At 64.5% G+C, this 24,065-nt stretch carries 16 protein-coding genes; 3 read left to right on the forward strand and 13 right to left on the reverse strand.

The genetic code is table 11. The annotated features are described in order from the left end of the window. Positions 1-160: 160 nt before the first annotated feature. Positions 161-1,549 carry an adenylosuccinate lyase gene (gene purB / locus PWP93_RS10620; protein ID WP_421023016.1) on the forward strand — a complete coding sequence of 463 codons (1,389 nt, stop codon included), beginning with the start codon at positions 161-163 and terminating at the stop codon, positions 1,547-1,549. Positions 1,550-1,633: 84 nt separating this feature from the next. Here purB and PWP93_RS10625 read toward each other — a convergent pair whose 3' ends face one another. The 4 genes from PWP93_RS10625 to edd all read right to left on the reverse strand — a co-directional run bounded on the left by PWP93_RS10625 (position 1,634) and on the right by edd (position 6,366). After that, a complete protein-coding gene (locus tag PWP93_RS10625) occupies positions 1,634-2,137 on the reverse strand; it encodes a gluconokinase (RefSeq protein ID WP_421044458.1) in 504 nt (167 codons plus the stop codon). 18 nt (positions 2,138-2,155) lie between these two features. Then, entirely contained in the window at positions 2,156-3,517 is a 1,362-nt protein-coding gene (locus PWP93_RS10630; protein ID WP_421044459.1) for a gluconate:H+ symporter, read from the reverse strand. Between the two features lie 262 nt (positions 3,518-3,779). Then, positions 3,780-4,421, reverse strand: coding sequence for a bifunctional 4-hydroxy-2-oxoglutarate aldolase/2-dehydro-3-deoxy-phosphogluconate aldolase (eda, locus tag PWP93_RS10635; protein WP_421042554.1), 642 nt, complete (start codon positions 4,419-4,421; stop codon positions 3,780-3,782). Between the two features lie 61 nt (positions 4,422-4,482). After that, positions 4,483-6,366 carry a phosphogluconate dehydratase gene (gene edd, locus PWP93_RS10640; RefSeq protein WP_421044460.1) on the reverse strand — a complete coding sequence of 628 codons (1,884 nt, stop codon included), beginning with the start codon at positions 6,364-6,366 and terminating at the stop codon, positions 4,483-4,485. 276 nt (positions 6,367-6,642) lie between these two features. Between edd and PWP93_RS10645 the strand changes: the two genes are divergently transcribed. Continuing rightward, complete coding sequence (locus tag PWP93_RS10645) at positions 6,643-7,500, forward strand: MurR/RpiR family transcriptional regulator (RefSeq protein WP_421023011.1); 858 nt, start codon at positions 6,643-6,645, stop codon at positions 7,498-7,500. A 163-nt stretch (positions 7,501-7,663) separates the two neighbouring features. On the opposite strand, the gene PWP93_RS10650 is transcribed toward PWP93_RS10645, so the two are convergent. Continuing rightward, positions 7,664-13,753 carry a YadA-like family protein gene (locus tag PWP93_RS10650; RefSeq protein ID WP_421044461.1) on the reverse strand — a complete coding sequence of 2,030 codons (6,090 nt, stop codon included), beginning with the start codon at positions 13,751-13,753 and terminating at the stop codon, positions 7,664-7,666. Positions 13,754-14,643: 890 nt separating this feature from the next. Between PWP93_RS10650 and PWP93_RS10655 the strand changes: the two genes are divergently transcribed. Further along, positions 14,644-15,090 (forward strand): nuclear transport factor 2 family protein, encoded by a 447-nt coding sequence (locus PWP93_RS10655; protein WP_421044462.1) that lies wholly within the window; start codon positions 14,644-14,646, stop codon positions 15,088-15,090. Positions 15,091-15,132: 42 nt separating this feature from the next. Here PWP93_RS10655 and PWP93_RS10660 read toward each other — a convergent pair whose 3' ends face one another. The 8 genes from PWP93_RS10660 to dapB all read right to left on the reverse strand — a co-directional run bounded on the left by PWP93_RS10660 (position 15,133) and on the right by dapB (position 23,904). Next, on the reverse strand, positions 15,133-15,549 hold the full coding sequence (locus PWP93_RS10660; RefSeq protein ID WP_421044463.1) for a CopD family protein: 417 nt from the start codon (positions 15,547-15,549) through the stop codon (positions 15,133-15,135). A gap of 73 nt (positions 15,550-15,622) precedes the next feature. Continuing rightward, positions 15,623-16,894: a glutamate-5-semialdehyde dehydrogenase gene (locus PWP93_RS10665; protein WP_421044464.1), complete on the reverse strand. Its 1,272-nt coding sequence runs from the start codon at positions 16,892-16,894 to the stop codon at positions 15,623-15,625. 215 nt (positions 16,895-17,109) lie between these two features. Further along, the gene (gene holA, locus PWP93_RS10670) at positions 17,110-18,336 is read right to left on the reverse strand and encodes a DNA polymerase III subunit delta (protein ID WP_421044465.1); all 1,227 of its coding nucleotides are present in this window, start codon (positions 18,334-18,336) and stop codon (positions 17,110-17,112) included. A gap of 33 nt (positions 18,337-18,369) precedes the next feature. Beyond that, the gene (gene lptE, locus PWP93_RS10675; RefSeq protein ID WP_421023004.1) at positions 18,370-18,921 is read right to left on the reverse strand and encodes an LPS assembly lipoprotein LptE; all 552 of its coding nucleotides are present in this window, start codon (positions 18,919-18,921) and stop codon (positions 18,370-18,372) included. A 64-nt stretch (positions 18,922-18,985) separates the two neighbouring features. Then, positions 18,986-21,580: a leucine--tRNA ligase gene (gene leuS / locus PWP93_RS10680; RefSeq protein ID WP_421044466.1), complete on the reverse strand. Its 2,595-nt coding sequence runs from the start codon at positions 21,578-21,580 to the stop codon at positions 18,986-18,988. A 227-nt stretch (positions 21,581-21,807) separates the two neighbouring features. Continuing rightward, complete coding sequence (locus PWP93_RS10685) at positions 21,808-22,239, reverse strand: ExbD/TolR family protein (RefSeq protein ID WP_421044467.1); 432 nt, start codon at positions 22,237-22,239, stop codon at positions 21,808-21,810. A gap of 51 nt (positions 22,240-22,290) precedes the next feature. Next, a complete protein-coding gene (locus tag PWP93_RS10690) occupies positions 22,291-23,022 on the reverse strand; it encodes a MotA/TolQ/ExbB proton channel family protein (protein ID WP_421023001.1) in 732 nt (243 codons plus the stop codon). An 84-nt stretch (positions 23,023-23,106) separates the two neighbouring features. After that, entirely contained in the window at positions 23,107-23,904 is a 798-nt protein-coding gene (gene dapB, locus PWP93_RS10695) for a 4-hydroxy-tetrahydrodipicolinate reductase (protein WP_421042566.1), read from the reverse strand. Positions 23,905-24,065: the final 161 nt, after the last annotated feature.

Here is a 24,065-nt window from a genome sequence, read left to right on the forward strand (position 1 = left end):
CGTATATCACCATCGTCCCGTGCGGCATCCGATGGCACCCAACGGCACCCCGGTGCGTCACGCTTGGGGGAATCGCTCCGGCCCCTGTCAGCGTGGTGATAAAATATGCGGCTCCCCCCGGTTCCTTTCTGACCGTAACGCCATACGTTACGTCCCCATCATGTCCGATACTCGTCCCGATACCCTCTTCGCGCTCAACGCGCTCTCCCCGCTCGACGGCCGCTACGCCTCGAAAACCGAAGCCCTGCGCGACTGGTTGTCGGAAGCCGCGTTCATGCGCAACCGCGTGACCGTCGAAATCCACTGGCTCATCGCGCTCTCGCAAGCCGGTTTCGCGGAAGTGCCGCGCTTTTCGGCAGCCTCGGAGCAATTCCTGCTCAAGCTCGCCGAGAACTTCACGGCGCACGACGCCGCGCGCATCAAGGACATCGAGCGCGTGACGAACCACGACGTGAAGGCCGTCGAGTACTGGCTCAAGGAATCGGTGAAGGGCCAGCCGGAACTGGAGCGCGCGAGCGAGTTCATCCACTTCGCCTGCACCTCGGAAGACATCAACAACACCTCGCACGGCTTGATGCTCGCGGGCGCTCGCGAGCACGTGATCCTGCCGGCGCTGCGCTCGGTGCATCAGCGCCTCGTCGCGCTCGCGCACGCGCAGGCCGACCAGCCGATGCTCTCGCGCACGCACGGCCAGCCCGCCAGCCCGACCACGCTCGGCAAGGAAGTCGCCAACGTCGCGGCGCGTCTTGCGCGCGCGATCCAGCGCATCGAGAAGGTCGAACTGCTCGGCAAGATGAACGGCGCGGTGGGCAACTTCAACGCGCATCTCTCGGCGTATCCGGAATTCGACTGGGAAGCGTTCTCGAAGGACGTCGTCGAAAAGCGCCTGAAGCTCACCTTCAACCCGTACACGATCCAGATCGAGCCGCACGACTACATGGCGGAACTGTTCGACGCCATCGCGCGCGCCAACACGATCCTGCTCGACCTCGACCGCGACGTGTGGGGCTACATCTCGGTCGGCTACTTCAAGCAGAAGACCAAGGCCGGCGAGATCGGCTCGTCGACGATGCCGCACAAGGTCAACCCGATCGACTTCGAGAACTCGGAAGGCAACCTCGGCCTCGCCAACGCCACGCTGCGCCACCTCGCGGACAAACTCCCGGTCTCGCGCTGGCAGCGCGACCTCACCGACTCGACGGTGCTGCGCAACATCGGCGTCGCGTTCGGCTACTCGCTGCTCGCGTACGACTCGCTGATCCGCGGTCTGGACAAGCTCGAAGTGAACCCGCTGCGCCTGAACGAAGATCTCGACGCCACGTGGGAAGTGCTGGCCGAGCCGGTGCAGACGGTCATGCGCCGCTACGGCATCGAAAACCCGTATGAGCAGTTGAAGGAGCTCACGCGCGGCAAGGGCATCACGCGCGAAGCGCTGCAGACCTTCGTGAGCGGTCTTGCGATTCCGGAAGACGCGAAGCAGCGTCTGATGGCGATGACGCCGGCTTCGTACGTCGGCAAGGCGGCGGAACTGGCCAAGCGTATTTCGTAAGCCAACTACCCGCCGTCTCAACAAAAAGGCGCTTCGTTCATTGCGAACGAAGCGCCTTTTTTACATCCACACAAAGCGCAGCGATCAACTCGCGCGGCGCGTCTCCAGCTGCGTGATCACCTCATCGACGATCTGTTCGGGCGTGTGCTCGATGCTCACCTCGATCGCCTCGTCCGGTCCCGGCGCTTCGAGCGTGTCGAGCTGGCTTTGCAGCAAGGACGGATCGAAGAAGTGGCCCGTGCGCGACGCGAGGCGCTCGTGCAGCACCTCGAAGCTGCCCTTCAGATAAACGAAGAACACGTCGCGGTCGCTGCCGCGCAGGATGTCGCGATACGACCGCTTGAGCGACGAGCATGTGAACACTGCCGTCTCCTGCGCGCGCTGCTTTTCCTCGATGGCTGCGCGGATCGTGCGCAGCCACGGCCAGCGGTCGTCGTCGGTGAGCGGGATGCCGTCGTGCATCTTCTTCTTGTTGGCTTCGCTATGGAAAGCGTCGCCGTCGGTGAAGCTGCAGTGCAGGCGCTCGGCCAGCAACTCGCCGATGCGGGTCTTGCCCGCGCCCGACACGCCCATCGCGATCAGAATCATTGCTGCGCCCTCTTCTCTTTACACCACGCTCGCCAGCACAAAGGTCAGCCCGAGACCCATCAGCGAAATAATAGTCTCGCACAGCGACCAGGTCTTGAACGTCTGGCCGACCGTCATGCCGAAGTATTCCTTGATCAGCCAGAAGCCGCCGTCGTTGACGTGCGAAAAGATCAGCGAGCCCGAGCCCGTCGCGAGCACCAGCAGCTCGGGGCTCACAGCCGCGCCGCTCGCGGCCGCAACCGGCGCGACGATGCCGCAGGCCGTCGTCATGGCAACGGTAGCCGAGCCGGTCGCGAGACGGATCAGCGCCGCGACGAACCAGCCGAACAACAGCGGCGAAAGATGCGCCGACTGCGCCACCGCGACGATCTCCTTCGAGATGCCGCCGTCCATCAGCACGCGGCCGAAGCCGCCGCCCGCGCCCACGATGAGCGTGATGCCAGCGATCGGTGCGAGGCAGTCGCCGCAGAACTTCTGGATCTGCGCGCGGTTGAAGCCGCGTTGCGCGCCGAAGGTCCAGAAGCTGACCAGCACCGCAATCAGCAGCGCGACGTCCGAAGTACCGACAAAGTGCAGCAGACTGTTCGGCAGGGTCTTGGGCGTGAACACGAGGTCGGCCCAGCTGCCGATCAGCATCAGGATCACCGGCAGCAGAATCGTGAAGAGCGTGATGCCGAAGCTGGGCAGCTCGTGATCGGCCTTGATCTTCATGTCGCCGATGAACTGGTCCGCGAGCGGATTGTTCTCGGGCAGCTTGACCGCGCGGTGAATGAGCAGCGCGAACAGCGGGCCGGCGACGATCGCGGTCGGAATCCCGACGATCAGGCCGTACGCGATGGTCTTGCCGATGTCGGCGTGATACGCCTGCACCGCGAGCAGCGCGGCCGGGTGCGGCGGAATCAGGCCGTGCACGACCGACAGGCCCGCGACCATCGGCAAGCCGACGAGCAGCAGCGATTTGCCCGTGCGCTTGGCGACGTTGAACGCGATCGGAATCAGCAGCACGAAGCCGACTTCGAAGAACACCGGCAAGCCCACGATGATCGCGACGAACATCATTGCCCAGTGGATGTTCTTCTCGCCGAACCAGCTGATCAGCGTCGTGGCGACGCGCTCGGCGCCGCCCGATTCGGCCATCATCTTGCCGAGCATGGTGCCGAGGCCCACCACGATGGCAATGTGGCCGAGCGTATTGCCGTTGCCGGTTTCGAACGATTTGACGATCGTATCCATCGGCATGCCGGCAGCAAGGCCGAGCAGCAACGAAACGATGATCAGGACAAGGAACGGATAAACCTTCCAGCGCGTGATCATGAAGATCAGCGCAGCGATCGCGACGACCGCGTAAATCAGCAGCGTACTGCCGTGGGCCACTCCCATGAGGCTCTTCTCCTGTTAGTTGTCTTTGTTCTTCCGCAGCGGCGCGAGCACGTCACCAGGCTGCACGGAAGGGCTCGGCTGTCGAGGGGCCGAGGTCGTAGAGGTTATAGCGGCTTTCTGAGCCGCGTGCGTGAAAAACGGGCGCAAGACAGTCGAGCCGCGCAGGCCATGCGCCCCGAAGGGCGCTGCCTGCGCGGCTCGCGGATGCAGCAGAACGAAACCGGGGCGCGAACGTCCGGAATACCGCCCGCCACATGCAACGTCAGCGCACCGGGCGCGACAGCTCGCTCGCGGCGCGCGCAAGGCGCGTCACTTCAGCCCAGTCCTGGGCGGCGAGCGCCGCCTTCGGCGTGAGCCACGAGCCCCCCACGCAGACCACATTGGGCAGCGCGAGGAAGTTGATCGCCGATTCGGCGGTGATGCCGCCCGTGGGGCAGATCTTGAGCGTCGGGAACGGGCCATGGAAGGCCTGCAGCATGTTGAGGCCGCCCGCAGGCACCGCCGGGAAAAACTTGACGATCTCGTAGCCGAGCTCCATCGCCACGATGATGTCCGTCGGCGTCATGACGCCGGGCAGCAGCGGCAGCCCCGCATCGAGCGATGCCTGATGAATCTCGCGCGTGAGGCCCGGCGAGACGCCGAACTGCGCACCGGCCTTTTTTGCGAGCGCGCAATGCTCGGGCTTCGTGATCGTACCCACGCCTACGACGATGTCCGGCGCGATCTGCGCAGCACGCTCGATTGCCTGGAGACCGGCCGCCGTGCGCAGCGTGATCTCCAGCACCTTCACGCCGCCCGCATGCAGCGCGCGCGAAACGTGCTCGCCTTGCTCGGGCGTGTCGAATGCCAGCACCGGGATCACCGGGCCGAGGCGGACAATGTCGGCCACCGTGCTTGTTGCCATGATCAGGCTCCTTGATGATGAATTCAGTTTGTCGTGCTGTTCGCGCCGCTCAGTGCGTCGCTCAGTGCGGCGCGCGTGCTGCAGCGGTGGCAGCAGCCGGCGTGGCCCGCGCTTCACCGACGAGCGATCCGAACACCGACGCGCCCAGCTCCGCGGGCGCGGCAGCAGCGCGGAACACGCCGAACAGTTCGCGGCCAAAGCCCACTTCGTTGCTTTCCTGGTGCGCGGGCTGCGCGACGGGGCGCGCGTTCCACTCGGCCTCGTCCACCTCCACGTCCAGCACGCCCGCGACCGCGTCGATCACGACGATGTCGCCATTGCGCACCTTGCCGATCGGCCCATGCAGCAGCGTTTCGGGCGAAATGTGGATCACGGCCGGCACCTTGCCTGACGCGCCCGACATGCGCCCATCGGTCACGAGCGCGACGTGGAAGCCCTTGTCCTGCAGCACGCCGAGCAGCGGCGTGAGGCGGTGCAACTCCGGCATCCCGTTGGCGCGCGCGCCCTGGAAGCGCACGACGGCCACGAAATCGCGCTCGAGTTCGCCGCGATCGAACGCTTCCTGCACGGCCTCCTGCGATTCGAACACGATGGCCGGCGCACGCACGAGGCGATGGTCGGGCGCCACCGCCGAAATCTTGATGACGCCGCGGCCGATGCGGCCTTGCATCAGACGCAGGCCTCCGTCGGGCTGGAACGGCTCGGCAAGCGGACGCAGCACGGCCGTATCGGCGCTCTTCTCGACCGCCGGCACCCACGCGAGCTTGCCGTCGAGCAGCTTCGGCTCTTCGGTGTAGTGGCGCAGGCCCTCGCCCGCCACCGTCTTCACGTCTTCATGCAGCAGGCCGCCGTCGAGCAGCTCGCGCACGAGGAAGGCGATGCCGCCCGCCGCATGGAAATGATTCACATCGGCCTTGCCGTTCGGATAGACGCGCGCGAGCAGCGGCACCGCAGCCGAAAGCTCGTCGAAGTCGTTCCAGTCGATGATGATGCCCGCCGCGCGCGCCATCGCCACGAGGTGCAGCGTATGGTTGGTCGAACCGCCCGTCGCCATCAGCGCGACGATGCCGTTGATCACCGCCTTCTCGTCGATCACGTGGCCGATCGGCGTGTAATTGCCGCGCTCGACTGTGAGCTCGAGCACGCGGCGCGCAGCCGCTGCCGTGAGTTCGTCACGCAGCGGCGTGTGCGGATGGATGAACGCCGAGCCCGGCAGATGCAGGCCCATGACCTCCATCAGCATCTGATTGCTGTTGGCCGTGCCGTAGAACGTGCAGGTGCCGTGGCCGTGGTATGCCGCGGCCTCGGATTCGAGCAGCGCCTCGCGGTCGCACTGGCCCGTCGCGAACTTCTGGCGCACCTTCGCTTTGTCGTCGTTCGAGATGCCGCTCGTCATCGGGCCGGCGGGCACGAAAATCGTGGGCAGATGACCGAATTGCAGCGCGCCGATCAAGAGGCCCGGCACGATCTTGTCGCACACGCCAAGGCACAGCGCCGCGTCGAACATATTGTGCGTGAGCGCCACGGCCGTGCTCATCGCAATCACTTCGCGCGAGAATAGCGACAGCTCCATGCCGGCATTGCCTTGCGTGACGCCGTCGCACATCGCGGGCACGCCGCCCGCGAACTGCGCGACGCCGCCCACTTCGCGAGCGGCCTTCTTGATGATGTCGGGGAAATCTTTGTAGGGGGCGTGCGCCGAAAGCATCTCGTTATAAGACGAGACGATGCCGATGTTAGGCTCGCGGATCGCCTTGATGGCGATCTTGTCGCGCCCTTCGAGACCGGCGAAACCGTGCGCGAGATTCGCGCACGACAGCGCGCCGCGCGCCGGGAAATGGCCCTGCGCCGCTGCAATGCGCGCGAGATAGGCCTCGCGTGTCGGCTTGCTGCGCTCGATCACGCGCCGCGTGACCTTCATCAACTGCGAATGCGGGGAAACCATCGAATCTCCTTCCATTTTTATCTCGCGGGACGCTCGGGGACACATCGCGCGATCCGGTCAGCGATGCGGCGATGTTAGTAGAAAAACTACAAGCCCGCAATCCCAGTTTTGCCTGGAAAGTTGAATCATGCAAACGCTGAACACCCAATACCTACGGGAATACGCCTTGCTCCGGTTAAACCCCGCTTGCAACTTCCCAGCGATCCTTGTAGTTTTTGTACAAACCAATCGACCCGCTATTGTCAGCGGATCTTTCAGCATAGTGCGAGTTTCCCGATGCTGCTGTCCCAAGTGAAGGCCATCCACGAACAGTTGCGCCCGTCCGAGCGCAAGCTCGCCGATTACATCGTCGAAGCACCGCGAGAACTGCTCGACCTTTCCATGACCGAGGTCGCGCAACGTGCGGGCGTGAGCCAGCCGACCATCGCGCGCTTTTGCCACGCACTCGGGTTCTCGGGATTTCGGGAGTTCAAGATTCGCCTCGCGCAAGCCGTGGCCGCCGATCTGCCCACGGAAATGCCTGCGGTTTACCGCGACGTGAGCCCGGACGAGCCCGTGTCCGGTGTCGCGGCCAAAGTGCTCGACCGGACGATCGGCGCACTCGTGCAGGTGCGCAACAACCTGTCCACGGACGCGCTCGGCGCCGCGATCGACCTGCTCGCCAAGGCATCGCGCATCGAGTTCTATGGCGCGGGGGGTTCCGGCATCGCGGCGCAGGACATGCAGCACAAGTTCTTTCGACTCGGCATGCCGAGCGTCGCTTATTCCGATCCGCACACATTCCTGATGTCGGCCGCGCTGCTCGGGCCGGGCGACGTGGTCGTCGCCATCTCGAACACCGGACGCACGCGCGACGTGGTGGATGCGGCGCAAACAGCGCTCGACCGCGGCGCGAAGGTGATCGCGATTACGCACGGCACGTCGCCGCTTGCGCGCCTCGCGAGCGTGGGCCTGCACGCGAATGTCGACGAAGACACCGACGTCTTCTCGCCGATGACCTCGCGCACCTCGCACCTCGCGATAGGCGACATTCTTGCGGTGGGTGTGGCGCTGCAGCGAGGCCCGGCACTAGCCGAAAAGCTCGCCAACGCGAAGGACATCATCGCGCGGCGCCGGCTGGACGCGAACAGCTAAACACATCGCGCGACGGGCTGCGCCGAAAATCGTGCCCCCAATAGAAAAAGCGGACTCACGAAGGAGTCCGCTTTGTTTTTTCGGCTGAAACTACGGGCCTGGCAATAGCAGTGTCCTGGCTCACCAGAAGCGGATGTCCCGCTCCTGGATTGCCATCAGACACTTACCACTGGTACGACATACCCGCGCCGTAGGTAGCCCCGCCACTTGCTGCATAGCCACCGCCCAGCTTCACCTTGATGTTCTGGGTGATGCGGGCCGTTGCCCCGATTGCAGCCGCCTGGTAGCCCTGGAAGTTGGCCGTACCGACACCGACCGCAATGGTCTTGCCCTGGTCGACGTCCGGGATCATAGTCAGCGCGGTTGCTGCCGCGACACCACCGTAGGCATTACGCGCCACGGAACTCAAGCCGCTCTGGAGCGAATTCATGCCGCTCTGGAACTGCCCCATGTTTACCGCGTCAGTCGGGTTGACGCCCGCTGCGACATTGGTGATCCGGCGCTCGTTACCCGCCGAACCAACAGACACCGTGTTCGCTTCGTCCGCCACCGAGTTCGCACCCAGCGCGACCGAGTTGTCCGCCTTAGCCGCGGCCTTGTCGCCCATTGCGGTCGAGTTCGCGCCCGTTGCCGTTGCGCCGCCGCCCGCCGCGATCGAGTTGGAGCCCGTGGCCGAAGCCGGGCCGCTCGTCGAGTTGGTCGACATGTATTCAGAACCGGTGATGTTGATGTTCTGAATGGCCTGGTTCAGGTTCGAGACTTCCACGTTCGTCGCGTACAACTGCGCACCCGTGACAGCGTCCGTGCTGCTGGCCGAAAGTTCGCCATCCTGCAGGTTGGTCAGCTTGACCGCCGTGGACGCGTCCGTGCCGCCCAGCGTGATCTTGTCGTGAGCCGACGAGTCATACTGAACCGCATTGGCCACCGAGCCCGCGATGTTGGTCACCGTGTTCTCGATGTTAGTCACGCGGCCGTCAAGACTCGTAAGCGCACCACCCACGTTGGTGTACGTGCCGCCGCCGATCACGAAAGTCGGTGCCGAGATCGAACCGTCAGCGTTGACCGTCGAACCACCGCCCAGCGAGTCGGCCGTGCTCGACGCAACGTTGTACAGCTGTGCGCCGTTGATCGCGTCGGTGCTGCTCGACGTGACGGCGCCCGCGGCGACGTTGTGCAGCTTGACTGGCGCGGTCGCGCCGATGCCGCCGAACGTGACCGAACCCTTCGTGGCGTCGTCGTAGGCAACGAACGAATTCGTCACGTTACCCGAGCTGTCCACGATCGCGCCCATCGCCTGAAGCTGTGCGACGTTCACGGCATCGTTGGCTGTCACACCGTTCGCCACGTTATGGATGGCAACCGGCGTGGTCGAACCCTTGCCGCCCAGGGTGATCGAGGACTTCGACGTGTCGTCGTAGGCCACGAACGCATTCGTCACGTTGCCGGAGGTGTCGACAGTCATGCCCATCGCTTCGAGCTGAGCGAGGTTCACTGCGTCGCTGGCTTCCGAGGCGTTTGCGAGGTTCGTTACCTTGACAGGACCGCTCGTGGAGTTTTTACCGCCCAGCGTGATCTTGTCGTGCGCCGATGAGTCGTACATTACCGCATCAACACTGCCACCACCGGCGTAAGCCGCGACTGCGTCGATTGCCGTACCGACGTCGTAGTACGAACTACCGTCCACGACATAGGTAGGTGCGGTGATCGTGCCGTCGGCGTTGACCTTCGTTTTGCCACCGAGCGCGGTAGCCGTCGAGTTAGCCAAGCCAAAGAGCTGCGAGCCATTCACCGCGTCGAAGCTCGCCATGCTCACCGTGCCGTTAGCCACGTTGTGCAGCGCCACCGGCGTGGCCGAACCCTTGCCGCCAAACGTGACCGAGCCCTTCGACGTGTCGTCGTACGCTACGAACGCGTTCGTCACGTTGCCCGAGCTGTCCGTCGTTGCACCCAGCGCGTACAGCTGTGCGCCATTCACCGCGTCGTAGCTCGATGCGCTCAGCGCGCCGTTTGCCACGTTGTGCAGCGCTACCGGCGTGGTCGAGCCCTTGCCGCCGAACGTGACCGAGCCCTTCGACGTGTCGTCGTACGCTACGAACGCATTCGTCACGTTGCCCGAGCTGTCCGTCGTCGCACCCAGCGCGTACAGCTGTGCGCCATTCACCGCGTCGTAGCTCGATGCGCTCACCTGGCCATTCGCCACGTTCGTCAGCGTGACCGGTACGGTCGAACCCACGCCGCCAAACGTCACCTTGTCGTGTGCGGGCGTGTCATACACCACGCCATTCACGTTGCCTGAGCCGGCCTTTGCATTGATGGCATCCAGCGCCTTGCCCACGTCGGAGTATGAGTTGCCGTCCAGCACGTAATTCGGCGCAATGATCGAGCCGTCCGTTGAGCTCACGCCCGCACCGCCGCCTAGCGCAGTCGTGATGCCCTTGAGCTGCGAGACGTTCACGGCGTCATTTGCCGTGACCCCGGCCGCAACGTTGTGCAGCGCCACCGGCGTGGTCGAACCCTTGCCGCCAAACGTGACCGAGCCCTTCGACGTGTCGTCGTACGCTACGAACGCGTTCGTCACGTTGCCCGAGCTGTCCGTCGTCGCACCCAACGCGTACAGCTGTGCGCCGTTCACTGCGTCGTAGCTCGATGCGCTCACCGCGCCGTTTGCCACGTTGTGCAGCGCCACCGGCGTGGTCGAACCCTTGCCGCCAAACGTGACCGAGCCCTTCGACGTGTCGTCGTACGCTACGAACGCGTTCGTCACGTTGCCCGAGCTGTCCGTCGTTGCACCCAGCGCGTACAGCTGTGCGCCATTCACTGCGTCGTAGCTTGACGCGCTCACCTGGCCGTTCGCCACGTTCGTCAGCGAGACCGGCGCATGGCCCGTGCCACCAAACGTCACCTTGTCGTGTGCCGGCGTGTCATATACCACGCCATCCGGCGAGCCGCCTCCCTTTGCGTTGATAGCCGCCAGCGCAGAGCCCACATCCGAGTATGAACTGCCGTTCAGCACGTAATTCGGTGCAATGATCGAGCCATCCGCTGAGCTCACGCCCGCGCCGCCGCCGAGTGCATTCGTGATGCCCTTGATCTGCGAAACGTTCACAGCGTCGGTATCGTTCTGGCCTGCCGACATGTTCACAATACGACGCGTATTGGCCTGGCTCTGAACCGTGGTAACAGAGTTGTCCGGATTGACCACTGTACGCGTAGCCGTGCCATCGCTACCCACCGAAACCGTGTTCGCGACATTGGCGACCGAACCCGAACCCAGCGCCACCGAGTCGCCTGCCGTGGCCAGCGACTGGATACCCACCGCCGTGCTGCCGCCACCGTCCGCTTCCGTATTCGAACCGATGGCAATGCTGCCGGCACCGTTCGCGCGCGCGACGTCGGTCGGTGACGTCGAGCCAACTGCGTTACCGGTACCGCGGACCTGCGAGTAATATGCCGCCGTCTTGTACGGAGCCCCGGTCGCCGTCGAGAGATCGACCCCCGACCCCTGCGACGCACCCAGCAGCATGCGCGACGATCTGAGCAGCATATTCGGCGCCATCACGCTGGCCTCGCCCTGCCCATTCATGATGTCCCACACCTGGCCAACGTTTGCCGCGTCCGTATCCTGAATACCGGATGCAACGTTACTGATGACCGTGCCCTTGGGCAAGAATCCGTCATTACGGTTGCTGTTGCGGTAGTAGATGCTGTTGCCGGTGCCCGGCTCCAGCGTAACGGTCGGCGAACCCGAAGCAATCGAACTCTGGTCGTACGTAACCGCCTTGTTCAGCACGGATCCCGTCGACGAATCGACCTGGAACCCTGCCGAGGTCAATTGACCCACGTTCACGGCGTCATTGGTCGTGATACCGGCCGCAACGTTGTGCAGCGCCACCGGCACGGTCGCGCTCGTGCCGCCGAGCGTCACCGAGTTGTGTGCGGACGAGTCGTAGACCACCGCATCAGCGATCTTGCCGTTGATGTTGGTGATGTCACCCTGGATGTTGGTGACGTCGCCCGCGAGGTCCGAAATGCTCGAGTTCGTGGCGTAGAGTTGGCCGCCGTTGACTGCGTCGGTGCTGTCAGCCGAGAGTGTGCCGTTCGCGACGTTGTGCAGCGCGACCGGCGCGCTTGCGTCCTTACCGCCGAGCGTCAGCGAATCGTGCGCGGACGAATCGTAGGTCACCACATCAGCGATTTTGCCATTGATGTTGGTGATGTCGCCCTGGATATTGGTGACGTCGCCCGCGAGGTTCGACACGTTCTGATTGGTAGCGAACAACTGCGCCCCGTTCACCGCGTCGGTGCTCGATGCGTTCAGCTTGGCGTCCGCAACATTGGTGAGCGTTACGGTCTTGCTTGCGTTCGTTCCGCCCAGCGTCACCTTGTCGTGCGCCGAGGTGTCATACATCACCGCGTTGGCCACCTCGCCCGCCAGGTTTGTCACGCCCTGGTCCACCGCGCTCAGCGCTGAGCCCACGTCCGTGTATGTACCGCCCGACAGCGCATATGTCGGAGCCGCGACCGAGCCGTCGGCATTCACGGTAGCGCCACCACCCAACGCACTCGTCACGCCCTTGAGCTGCGACACGTTCACCGCATCGGTGTCGCTCTGGCCAGCGGCCATGTTTACGACACGGCGCGCGTTGGCCTGACTCGTCACATAGCTCGTGCTGCCGTCCGGGTTGACCACCGCACGCGTGGCCGTGCCATCGCTACCCACCGAAACCGTGTTCGTTAGATTGGCGACCGAGCCCGAACCCAGTGCCACCGAGTCGTTCGCCGTTGCCAGCGACTGGATACCCACCGCCGTGCTGCCGCCACCGTCCGCTTCCGTATTCGAGCCGATGGCAATGCTGCCAGCGCCGTTCGCGCGCGCGACGTCGGTCGGCGATGTCGAGCCAGACGCGTTGCCGGTACCACGAACCTGGGAGTAGTACGCCGCGGTCTTGTACGGCAGCCCGTCCGCGGTGGAAAGATCAACGCCGGAGCCCCCCGGCGATGCGCCCAACCGCATGGCGCCGGCCTTGAGCAGATTCGGCGTCTGTTGCAGGCCGCCCGGGATTTGGGAGGCGATCATGTCGGCCACCTGGCCCACGTTGGTCGCATCGGTATCCTGAATGCCGTCCGCCACATTGCTGATGACCGTGCCCTTCGGCAAAAAGCCCTGGGTACGATCGCCATTCACGAAGTAGGCGCTGTTACCCTGGCCCGGATCGAGAACGATCTGTGCGTTCGCCGTGCCAATGGTATTCGGCACATAGAGGACCGCCGGGTTGCTCACCGTGCCGTCGGCTGCGACGTTGAAACCGCCATAGGTATAACCGGTCGGATTCGACGACGAGGCCTGTGCGCCCCAACCAGCCGTGGTCAACGTGTTCTGGATCTTGGTGACGCTGTTGTCGATGTTCGTGACCGATGTGCTTACGTCATTGAGCTGCGCGCCGTTCACCGCATCGGTGCTGTTGGCACTCACGACACCGTTCGCCACGTTGTGCAACGCGACCGGCGCCGTAGCGCCCACCCCGCCCAAGGTCACCGACGTATCTGCCGGCGAATCGTAACGGACCGCGTCTTTGACCGCTCCGTCACCAAGTGCCGCCAGAGCCGACCCTACATCGTTATAGGTGGAGCCGGAAAGCACATACGAGGGCGCGCTAATGGAGCCATCCGCCCCGACAGCCGCCCCGCCGCCGAAATTCTTCGCCACGCTCGAGATCGAGCCGTAGAGCTGCGAGCCGTTGACCGCGTCCGCGCTGGCCGACGAGATTTCGCCGGGCGCAAGTTGCACGATCTTCTGGTTGCTCATCGTGACGACATCATGGAACGTCGTGGGCCCGTAGACCTGGACGTCCGTTCCCTTGATGTTGAGCAAGCCGCTTTGATAGCCGGCAACTTGCGCCGTCGAAGCGTCAAAACCGTAGCCGCCCTTGGTATCGCCTGCATTGTTCAGGGAGAAAGCGAGCCCGTCACTCGTGCCCGTGCTGCCGGACGAACAATTCAGCGACTGGCTGCCGCCCGACGAGCCCCAGGAATAGCCGCTCGAGCCCGAGCAGATTTCCAGACCGCCTTGCCCGACGGTGCCGACAGTTGCCGAAAACGCGTGCGCCGACAGCAGGCTAGTCGCAACTCCCATCGCTCCGGTGGCCAGAACAATCGGCTTCGACGAGCGCTTGCTCCGCGATGCGACGTTTTCCTGGACGGCAACCCACGTCCCCGTGGACTCATTCCAGATTGATCGATATGTCTTGTTCATTCTTTGCCTTACCTTGATTAAAGACGGGATCCCAACCGGCGCCTACGCACCCCACGCAGACGCATTACGAGCGGATTCACAAACCGCCCTAATGCAACTCCCTTGAGCCGGAAAAATCGCCGCGTTATACGAACGACGAACGAAAAATCATTTCCCGGGCGGGCTTAAAAATCTGACGCCGTCAGATTTAACTGAGAATTTTCGGCGCAGCCCATTACTCAAGAGGCATTAACAAGGCGTAACTCTATTAACCAGGCAAAACAGCGAATATAAGAAAATTCCCAAACCAACAAGCCGATCAAAAATGCGGACAACCCATGCGGAATAAGGCCATTCAGTGTGCCGAGGATGCTAACAAATCATCCAAATCGGGCTTGATCATTGAATGAAAATAAAACAGAGGGGCTACAGATTTAACTGAGCAACAACAACCACCAGATCAGTCAATCCCTATCAGAATCTCTCACACACGAAGCTAATACGTCAGAAATAGCCCTACAGATTCTTATTTTAAAACCGCCAAAATGAGAGCACTCCATATAAAATCATATTATTTATTTATATATTCTGATATCTCCACAGAAGACGCTATCACACTTAAACACGCAGACCACCCTCGGTTATTCGCGAAATAGCGGCGCAATGTCGCATGACGCTTCGTGTTGCACATTGGCCACGCGAGCCGCTTCTCCGTTTTTGAGACTCGTCCTATATCTGACGATCCGTAGGATAAGTACACTTTCTACGTCGGGAAACGCAGACACCACGTCCTGCGTGCCACGTATGGCTTTCGCGCTCAGTGCCTCTTTGGCCGGCTACCGCCGGCGATCATGCGATCGTTTCCCGTTTTTGCGAACCGCAGGGTTCGCCGGATCGAACCAGGAAACGCCATGAAACATCTGTTCGCCGTCGCCGCCTCGTGCGTGGCAGCCACTACCGTTTTCGCCTCCGTCCCGAGCAATCCCGTTGCGAGCGAAGCGGTTCAACTGCAGATCCTCGAGCAGCAATGGACCAGGGCGGCCGCCACGGGCGACCGCTCCATGCTCAACGATCTGCTGGACGATAAGTTCCTCGAAGTCCTGCCTAATGGCATGCATCGCTCGAAGCGCGATTTGCTCGCCGCCGCGGCACTTGCGCCGGGCGGCTCGCAGGTGCTCGAGGACGTACGCGTTCAGGTGCTTGGCGATCTGGCCGTCGTCACCGGCATCAACCGCTATACGCCCGCGCCGGGCTTCAAGCCGGTCGAATACCGCTTTGCCGATGTTTTCATGAAGCGTGACGACGGCTGGCGCGTCGTCGGCGCGCGCATGCGCCGCAAGGAGTCGGGCACCATCTGAGAGCGCCCGTCAGGGGGAAGGATGGAAGCAGGGAAGCGCGAATCAGAACGGCTTGATGACGACCAGCGCCACCGCCGCCAGCATGCCGAGCACCGGTAGCTCGTTGAACATGCGATACCACTTGTCGGAGCGTCGGTTCTCGCCGCGCTCGAAGGTCTTGAGCAAGCGCCCGCAATACGCGTGATAAACGATGAGCAGCAACACCACGCCCACTTTCGCGTGGATCCACCCCTGACCGCGGCCGATCCCCACTACGAGCCACAGCCATAGCCCGCACAACAGCGCGGGCACGGCGATCATCGTCATGAAGCGGTAGAGCTTGCGGGCCATGATCAGCAGGCGCTGGACGGCTGCGGGTTCGGTTTCCATCGCGAGATTCACGAAGATGCGCGGCAGGTAGAACAGGCCAGCGAACCACGAGGCAATCAGAACGATGTGAAACGTCTTGACCCAGAGCATCGGCGATCCTTGTTGTTATTGGCGTATCGAATTAAGGAGGGCGGCGCGCCCCGCATTGCACGCGCCGTGCGACTTATTGCCGCCCTTCGCCGTGGCCCAGCACGACGTACTTGAGCGAGGTCAGCCCTTCCAGGCCGACCGGGCCGCGCGCGTGCAGTTTGTCGTTGGAGATGCCGATCTCCGCGCCCAGGCCGAACTCGAAGCCATCGGCGAAACGCGTCGAGGCGTTCACCATCACGCTCGCTGAATCCACTTCGCGCAGGAAGCGCATCGCGCGGTCGTGATCTTCGGTGACGATGGCGTCGGTGTGATGCGAGCCGTAGTGGTTGATGTGCTCGACAGCCTGATCGAGGTTGTCGACGATCTTGACCGCCAGCACCGGCGCGAGATACTCGGTGCGCCAGTCTTCCTCGGTGGCGTCCACGAGCGGGCCGATGTTCGCGTCCGCGAAAATCGCGCGCGCGCCGGCATCCACGCGCAGTTCCACGCCCTTGTCGCGATAGAGACGGCCAAGCGGCGGCAGCACCTCGTGCGCGATGCCGCGCGCGACCAGCAGCGTCTCCATCGTGTTGCAGGTGCCGTAGCGGTGCGTCTTGGCGTTGTCGCAGACGGTGAGCGCCTTCGCGAAATCGGCGCGATCGTCCACATAGACGTGGCATATGCCGTCGAGGTGCTTGATCATCGGCACACGCGCTTCGGCCATCAAACGCTCGATCAGGCTCTTGCCGCCGCGCGGCACGATCACGTCAACGAACTCCGTCATGGTGATGAGCTTGCCGACCGCCGCGCGATCGGCGGTTTCCACCACCTGCACCGCGTCCTGCGGCAGGCCGGCCGCCGCCAACCCTTCGCCGATCAGCTTCGCGAGCGCCGTATTGCACTCGAGCGCCTCGGAGCCGCCGCGCAGAATGGTCGCGTTGCCCGACTTCAGGCACAGTGCTGCGGCGTCGATGGTCACGTTCGGGCGCGATTCGTAGATGATGCCGATCACGCCCAGCGGCACGCGCATCTGGCCGACCTGAATGCCGCTCGGACGGAACTTGAGGTTGCTGATCTCGCCGATCGGGTCGGGCAGCGCCACCACCTGGCGCAGGCCTTCCACCATGGTCTTGAGCGCCTTGTCGGAGAGCGTGAGGCGATCGATGAACGCCGCATCGTGGCCCTTTTCCTTCGCGCGCGCGAGGTCGCGGGCATTGGCGTCCTTCAGTTGCTGCGCCTCGCGCTCGATCGCCTGCGCAACGGCTTCCAGCGCAGCGTTCTTTGCGGCCGTCGAGGCCCGGGCCATCGCGCGCGAAGCATTGCGGGCGCGGCGGCCGAGGTCGGTCATGTACTGGTCGATATCCATGGTTTCTGTCGTGATGCGGCGCAACCGGTCGATGCTGTATGAGGCTGCGCGGTTCAGGTTAGGTCGATTTTAAGGCCAGCCGGCCGGCTTTGCTGAGCATGCGCCGGTATGGGGTACGGCTGGCGCGGCGCACCGGCGGGCTGGAACAGGCGGCGCGGCGCGCCCCCTTGCGATGCCGATAGCAGCTGCCGGAACGGGACGTCCGGCCAGCACAACTAGCCTGGCCTGCGCCCCGGCCCTGCGGTGCGCGCGTCGGGAGGCGGCAGCGGCCGCCGCAGCCGCCGCGGCTGGGCTCGCCGCCGGGCCGCCGGTTGCGCGCGCCCCGAAGCCCCGGCGCCGCGCGCGGACGGCCCTGAACGCGCCGGCGCGCCGGTGCCGCGTGGCGCGGCGACCGTCATCGCCAGCTCGAACAGGCCGTCCCAGGCATCGGGCGGCAACGCGTCGCGCCAGTCGGCGCGCGAATGCCCGGAAAGCCCCTTGACCTGCCGGTCGAGCCGCGCCGCGAGCGCGAGGCCGCGTTCGAGCGTCGCCTCGGTCAGCCTCGAGAGCGCGGGTCCGATGAGCCGCTCGCGCGGCCCCCAGACACGGTTCTCGCGCAACAGCATCGCGAGCGGCTTGCCCGCTGCGACACCGCGCTTGATGCGCAAGAGCGTGCGGACTTCTTCGACGACGGCCCACAGCACCAGCACCGAAGCCTCGCCTTCGCCTTGCAGGCCATCAAGCATGCGCGCGAGGCGCCCGACGTCGCCGGTGAGCATCGCTTCGTTGAGCTTGAAAACGTCGTAGCGCGCGACGTTGAGCACGGCGTCGTGAATCTGCTCGAAGCTCAGCACGCCCTCGGGGTACAGCAGCCCAAGCTTCTGGATTTCCTGATGCGCCGCAAGCAGGTTGCCTTCCACGCGTTCCGCAACGAATTGCAGCGCACGCCGTCCGTCCTCGCCAGGCGCCACGCGTTGTCCCTGAAGCGCGAGACGCTGACCGATCCAGTTCGGCAGCGCCGCGCGCTCGACCGGATCGATCTTGATCGCCACGCCGCTGTCCGCCAACGCCGTGAACCACGCCGACTTTTGCGTGGCGGCGTCGAGGCGCGGCAGGGTGATGAGCGTCAGCACGTCGGGGTTCGCCGCCGCTTTTGCCGATGCGGCGAGTGTCTTGAGCGCATCAGCGCCTTCCTTGCCGGGCTTGCCCGATGGAATGCGCAACTCCACCAGTTGGCGATCGCCGAAAAGCGACATCGACTGGCTTGCGCCAAGCAGCGCACTCCAGTCGAATCCGCGCTCGACCGTGAACACCGAACGGTCGGTAAAGCCCGCGGCGCGCGCACTCGCGCGGATGCGGTCGCACGCTTCCTGGGCGAGCAGATGCTCGTCGCCGAAGACGACGTACAGACCCGCCATCCCTTTGGCGAGGTGCGGCTCGAGTGCGTCCAGTCGCAGTTGCATAAGGTGCGCTTCAGGAGAAGGACGAGACGCGCATCACAGCGGCGGCGGCGGCAGCGGCGCGCGGGGCGCGACGCCCGGCACGACCTGGGCCGGCGTGGGGTGCAGGGTCTTCAGAACCGCAAGACGGCGCGTGAGCTGGTCGACGGCGTCGTTCTGCATGTCGGCGTAGAGCAGATCGGATTCGGAGACCTTCGCGGTCGCGTACTGGTCGCTATAGGTCATCGCGCGATTGAGCGCGATCGTGCTCGGCTGGATCAGCGGGGAGCCATCCGGCGCCGTGAGCGTGTAGTTCAACGAATAGTTGACCTGATATTCCTCGACCACGCCGAGCGAATTCAGCGTAAGCGTGCTGAAGCTGCGCGATTCGGTCACGCGCAGCACGGCGTCGGCATTGGCCGTCGAGTCGACCACCACCGAATCGCTGCCGCCTTCGACCATGCGCGTGAGGCGCGCCGTCACGGGCGCCGACGCGCCAACGACGGCGAGGCGCTTGAACGCGTAATTCTGCTCGCCACGCAGCTGGAACCCGCACGCCGAAAGCATCAGCGCGCTGCCCGCCAGTAACAGGAACGATCTGCGAATCACCTGGACTCCCTGGTTCAGAACGGCGGTGGCGCTGTTGATCGCGCGCCGCCGCCAGCACGTCATGTCAGACCACGACGTTCACGAGACGGCCCGGCACGACGATGATCTTCTTCGGCGCGCGCCCTTCGGCGAACTTCGCGAACATCTCGTGTGCGAGCGCGGCCGCTTCGATTGCGTCCTTCGGCGCATCCTTGGCCACGGTGACGGCGCCGCGCACCTTGCCGTTCACCTGCAGCACGAGCTCGATCTCGGCCTGCTCCAGCGCCCTTTCGTCGACCTTCGGCCACGGCGCATCGAGCAGCGTGCCGTATTCGTCGGCATAGCCGAGCGCCTTCCAGAGCTCGAACGTGAGGTGCGGCACGACCGGATACAGCACGCGCAGCAGCACGCCGAAGGTCTCGCGCTGCACGCCCGCGCCCGCCCCCTTCGCGCTTTCGATCGCGTTGAGCATCTTCATCGCCGCCGACACGACCGTGTTGTACTGCAGACGCTGATAGTCGAAGTCGGCCTGCTTGAGCACGCCATACACTTCGCGGCGCACCGTCTTCTCGACATCGCTGAGCGCCGCTGCGTCGAGCGGCGCGCGCGACTTGATCGCCGCAGCGTTCGCATAGCCGAACGTCCAGACGCGGCGCAGGAAGCGGCTCGCACCCTCCACGCCCGCGCCCGACCATTCGAGCTGCTGCTCGGGTGGAGCGGCGAACATCGTGAACAGACGCGCCGTGTCCGCGCCGTACTGGTCGATCAGCACTTGCGGGTCGACGCCGTTGTTCTTCGACTTCGACATCTTCTCGACGCCGCCCAGCACCACGCTCTGGCCATCACTGTTGAGCGTCGCGCCAACCGGGCGGCCCTTGTCGTCGTGCGTGACGGTGACGTCGGCCGGGTTGTACCAGGTCTTCTTGCCCGACGCATCTTCGCGGTAGAACGTCTCGTTGAGCACCATGCCCTGGGTGAGCAGGTTCTTCGCGGGTTCGCCGAACTTCACGAGGCCGAGGTCGCGCGAGACCTTCGCCCAGAAGCGCGAATACAAGAGGTGCAGGATCGCGTGCTCGATGCCGCCGATGTATTGGTCCATCGGCATCCAGTAGTCGGTGCGCTCGTCGACCATGGCCTTCGCGTCGGGTGCCGCATAGCGGTAGAAGTACCACGACGAATCGACGAACGTGTCCATGGTGTCGGTTTCGCGCTTCGCATCGGCGCCGCACGTCGGACACTTGCAGTTCAGGAATGCTTCGGACTTCGCGAGCGGGTTGCCCGTGCCGTCCGGCACGAGGTCTTCGGGCAGCACGACTGGCAGATCCTGCTCGGGCACCGGCACGTCGCCGCAGCTCGGGCAATGGATGATGGGGATCGGCGTGCCCCAGTAGCGCTGGCGCGAAATTCCCCAGTCGCGCAGACGCCACGTTACCTGCTTGTCGCCGTAGCCGTGCGCCTTGAGGTCGGCTGCGACGGCGTCCACGGCCTGCTGATAGTTCAGGCCATCGAACTTGCCGCTGTTGATGCAGACCGCGCGCTCCTTCTCGCCGTACCACTCCTGCCAGCCGTCGAGCGAGTAGGTCTCGCCTTCCGCCGCGATCACCTGCTTGATCGGCAAGTCGTACTTCTTCGCAAACGCAAAATCGCGCTCGTCGTGGCCCGGCACGCCCATCACCGCGCCTTCGCCATAGCTCATCAGCACATAGTTGCCGATCCACACCGGCACTTGCTCGTTCGTGATCGGGTGGGTGACCGTGAAGCCCGTGTCGACGCCCTTCTTCTCCATCGTCGCCATATCGGCTTCGGCCACGCCGCCGCGCTTGCATTCGTCGATGAACGGCAGCAGCTCCGGCTTTTCCTGCGCGAGGCGCGTGGCAAGCGGGTGCTCGGCCGCGATCGCGCAGAAGGTCACGCCCATGATGGTGTCGGCGCGCGTGGTGAACACGCGCAGCAGCTTCTTCTCGCCGTCGAGCTCGTACGGGAAGCCGAAGTTCACGCCGAAGCTCTTGCCGATCCAGTTCTGCTGCATGATCTTGACGCGCTCGGGCCAGCCGAGGCCGTCGAGATCGCCCAGCAGCTCATCGGCGTATTGCGTGATGCGCAGGTAGTACATCGGGATTTCGCGCTTTTCCACGAGCGCGCCCGAGCGCCAGCCGCGCCCGTCGATCACCTGCTCGTTGGCGAGCACGGTCTGATCGACCGGGTCCCAGTTCACCGTGCCGGTCTTCTTGTAGGCGATGCCCTTCTCCAGCATCTTCAGGAAGAACCACTGGTTCCACTTGTAGTAGTCGGGCTTGCAGGTGGCGATTTCGCGCGACCAGTCGATCGCGAGGCCCATCGACTGCATCTGGCCCTTCATGTACTCGATATTGTCGTAGGTCCACTTCGCCGGCGGCACGCCGTTGGCCATCGCGGCGTTTTCGGCGGGCATGCCGAACGCGTCCCAGCCCATCGGCATCAGCGTGTTGTAGCCGTTCATGCGCAGATAGCGGTACATCACGTCGTTGATCGTGTAGTTCCGCACGTGACCCATGTGCAGCTTGCCCGACGGATACGGCAGCATCGAGACGCAATAGAACTTGGGCTTGTCGGCCGTTTCGGCCGTCCGGTAAGCGTCGCTGACGCGCCATTCGCCTTGCGCGGCGGATTCGACGTCGGAGGGAACGTATTTTTCGAGCATGGTGTGGATGGGGAACGCGGATTCGGGCGGATTCAGCCGGGCCGGTCGTGCGCGGCCAGGACACAAGCCCGGGCGGGGCGCTCGCTGGCTGCGGCAGGTTCAGCAGCCCCGCTTTTTTCAGGGAAACGATGATTATACCGTCGAGTTGGCCGCGCTTTCCGCTGCCGCTTCGCATGGCGGGATTCCGGGCCGGCCGGCGCGGCTGGCGAGGACTCGGTGCTGGCCGCTCAATGCTGACCGGACGGCGGCTCGGTCACGAAGCCGATGCGCGCCAGCCCGGCCTGCTGCGCGGCGCCCATGACCTGGGCGATCACTTCATAACGCGTTTCGCGCGCGGCGCGCAATTGCAGTTCGGGCTGCTGCGCCTCGGACGCCTTGCCCGCGGCGGTGAAGCGCGTGCGCAGCTCGTCGAGCGAAATGCGCTGCGCATTCCAGTAGAGCTTGCCCGTTGCGTCGATGGAGAGCGTGACGGTCTGCGGCGTCTGCTGCACGGGCGCAGCCGCGACTTGCGGCAGATCGAGCCGGATGGCGTGGGTGAAGAGCGGCGCCGTAATGATGAAGATGACGAGCAGCACGAGCATGACGTCGATGAGCGGTGTCATGTTGATATCGGCCATCGGCGCCGAGTCGCGCTTATTCTCGAGTCCGCCAAATGCCATGTGTGTCGTTCCTCGCGGGTTGCCGGCCGGGCAGTCCAGCCGATGAGCGGATCAGAACGATCCGGCACGCACGTCTTCGCGCGGCACGCCTTGCGCGCCTTCGCGGCGCGGCGCGGCACCCTCGGGCGCGCAGGCCCAGGCATGCAGATCGTGCGCGAAGCCGTCGAGATCGTCGCCGAGCTGGCGCGCGAGGCGGCCCAGCACGTTATAGGCGAGCACCGCGGGAATCGCCACCACAAGGCCGAACGCCGTCATGATGAGCGCCTCGCCCACGGGCCCGGCCACGTTTTCGATCATCGCCTGGCCGCTCGTCGCAATGCTGCCGAGCGCGTGATAGATGCCCCAGACCGTGCCGAGCAAGCCGACGAAAGGCGCCGTGCTGCCCACCGAGGCCAGCAGCACTTGCCCGAACTCGAGCCGCCGCTGCGACGCCTGGAGCGCGCCGCGCAGCACCCGCAGCACGCGTTCGCCGCGGTCCACGCGCGCGAGCAGCGCACCGGTCGTGTCGGCCTCGGCGCAGGCGAGCGCCGCCTCGGCAAGCGGCAGGAACACGCGCTCGCGGTCGAGCGCGCGCATTGCGCTCACACCGTCAGCAAGCGAATGCGCCTGCCAGAACCGCGCGACCGCGCGAGGCCCCTGACGCTTCGCGCGCACCAGCACCCAGCTCTTCACCAGCAGAAAGCACCAGCTCGCAATCGACATGGCCAGCAGCACCCACGCCACGGCGTGCGTAACCGCGTCGCTCGTCTGCAGATAGTGGATGACCCCAGTACTCGCTGCCATTGAATCTCGCCTGCCTCCGTGTCACTTGCCTGCTGTTGCCGGCCCCGCGCGGCGCGCACGCGGCGCCACACGCGCCAATGTCGCTCAGCGCAAGCCGAGCACGTCCTGCATATCGTACAGGCCCGTGGGCTTGTCCTGCAGAAAGCGCGCGGCGCGCAAGCTGCCTTGCGCGTAAGACTGGCGGTTCGACGACTTGTGCGTGATCTCGATGCGCTCGCCGATGCCCGCGAACAGCACGGTATGGTCGCCCACGATGTCACCGCCGCGAATCGCCGAAAAGCCGATCGTCGAAGGATCGCGCTCGCCGGTCACACCATGACGGCCGTACACTGCGCAGTCGTCGAGATCGCGCCCGAGCGCACGCGCCACGGCTTCGCCCATCGCAAGCGCGGTGCCCGAGGGCGCATCGACCTTATGGCGATGGTGCGCCTCGATGATCTCGATGTCGTAACCGGTCTCGAAAAAGCGCGCCGCGTATTCGAGCAGCTTGAGCGTGACGTTCACGCCCACGCTCATGTTGGCCGCGAACACGATGCCGATCTTCTGCGCGGCGGCGCCGAGCTGGGCCTTTTGCTGCGCGTCGAAACCCGTCGTGCCGATCACCATTTTCACGCCGTGGCGCTGCGCGGCCTCCAGATGGACGAGCGTGCCTTCGGGGCGTGTGAAGTCGATCAGGCAGTCGCTTTGCGCAAAGACCTGCTCGATGTCGTCGGTGATGTGCACGCCGGTTTCCTTGCCGAGGAACGCGCCCGCGTCCTTGCCGATGGCGGCCGAGCCCTTGTGTTCGAGCGCGCCCGAAAGCGTGATTTCGGGGGTATTCAGGACCGTTTCGATGAGCATGTGGCCCATGCGGCCCGATGCTCCGGCGATTGCGATTTTCATGGCTCTTCCTGCGAACGTGAAACCGGCAGCCCCGCCAGCGCAAACCCGTCGATGACCGTGCAGCGATCAAGCAGACGCGCCGCCGAGGCGGGGGCATTGCCAAAAAGCACGGCGGCCCGAAGCCGCCGATGGAATGCCTGGCGCGTGGCCAGGCCCTTGTA

It is taken from the genome of Paraburkholderia sp. A1RI-2L (assembly GCF_048957375.1).
In the GTDB taxonomy this organism is placed as follows: Bacteria; Pseudomonadota; Gammaproteobacteria; order Burkholderiales; family Burkholderiaceae; genus Paraburkholderia.

Bases quoted from the DNA above. Each gene is read 5' to 3' on its own strand.
- PWP93_RS10690 (WP_421023001.1), bottom strand. From the start codon at position 23,022: ATGGCAGCGAGTACTGGGGTCATCCACTATCTGCAGACGAGCGACGCG.
- eda (WP_421042554.1), bottom strand. From the start codon at position 4,421: ATGGCAACAAGCACGGTGGCCGACATTGTCCGCCTCGGCCCGGTGATC.
- holA (WP_421044465.1), bottom strand. From the start codon at position 18,336: ATGCAACTGCGACTGGACGCACTCGAGCCGCACCTCGCCAAAGGGATG.
- PWP93_RS10645 (WP_421023011.1), top strand. From the start codon at position 6,643: ATGCTGCTGTCCCAAGTGAAGGCCATCCACGAACAGTTGCGCCCGTCC.
- PWP93_RS10655 (WP_421044462.1), top strand. From the start codon at position 14,644: ATGAAACATCTGTTCGCCGTCGCCGCCTCGTGCGTGGCAGCCACTACC.
- PWP93_RS10665 (WP_421044464.1), bottom strand. From the start codon at position 16,894: ATGGATATCGACCAGTACATGACCGACCTCGGCCGCCGCGCCCGCAAT.
- PWP93_RS10630 (WP_421044459.1), bottom strand. From the start codon at position 3,517: ATGGGAGTGGCCCACGGCAGTACGCTGCTGATTTACGCGGTCGTCGCG.
- dapB (WP_421042566.1), bottom strand. From the start codon at position 23,904: ATGAAAATCGCAATCGCCGGAGCATCGGGCCGCATGGGCCACATGCTC.
- PWP93_RS10625 (WP_421044458.1), bottom strand. From the start codon at position 2,137: ATGATTCTGATCGCGATGGGCGTGTCGGGCGCGGGCAAGACCCGCATC.
- edd (WP_421044460.1), bottom strand. From the start codon at position 6,366: ATGGTTTCCCCGCATTCGCAGTTGATGAAGGTCACGCGGCGCGTGATC.
- PWP93_RS10660 (WP_421044463.1), bottom strand. From the start codon at position 15,549: ATGCTCTGGGTCAAGACGTTTCACATCGTTCTGATTGCCTCGTGGTTC.
- PWP93_RS10685 (WP_421044467.1), bottom strand. From the start codon at position 22,239: ATGGCATTTGGCGGACTCGAGAATAAGCGCGACTCGGCGCCGATGGCC.
- purB (WP_421023016.1), top strand. From the start codon at position 161: ATGTCCGATACTCGTCCCGATACCCTCTTCGCGCTCAACGCGCTCTCC.
- leuS (WP_421044466.1), bottom strand. From the start codon at position 21,580: ATGCTCGAAAAATACGTTCCCTCCGACGTCGAATCCGCCGCGCAAGGC.
- PWP93_RS10650 (WP_421044461.1), bottom strand. From the start codon at position 13,753: ATGAACAAGACATATCGATCAATCTGGAATGAGTCCACGGGGACGTGG.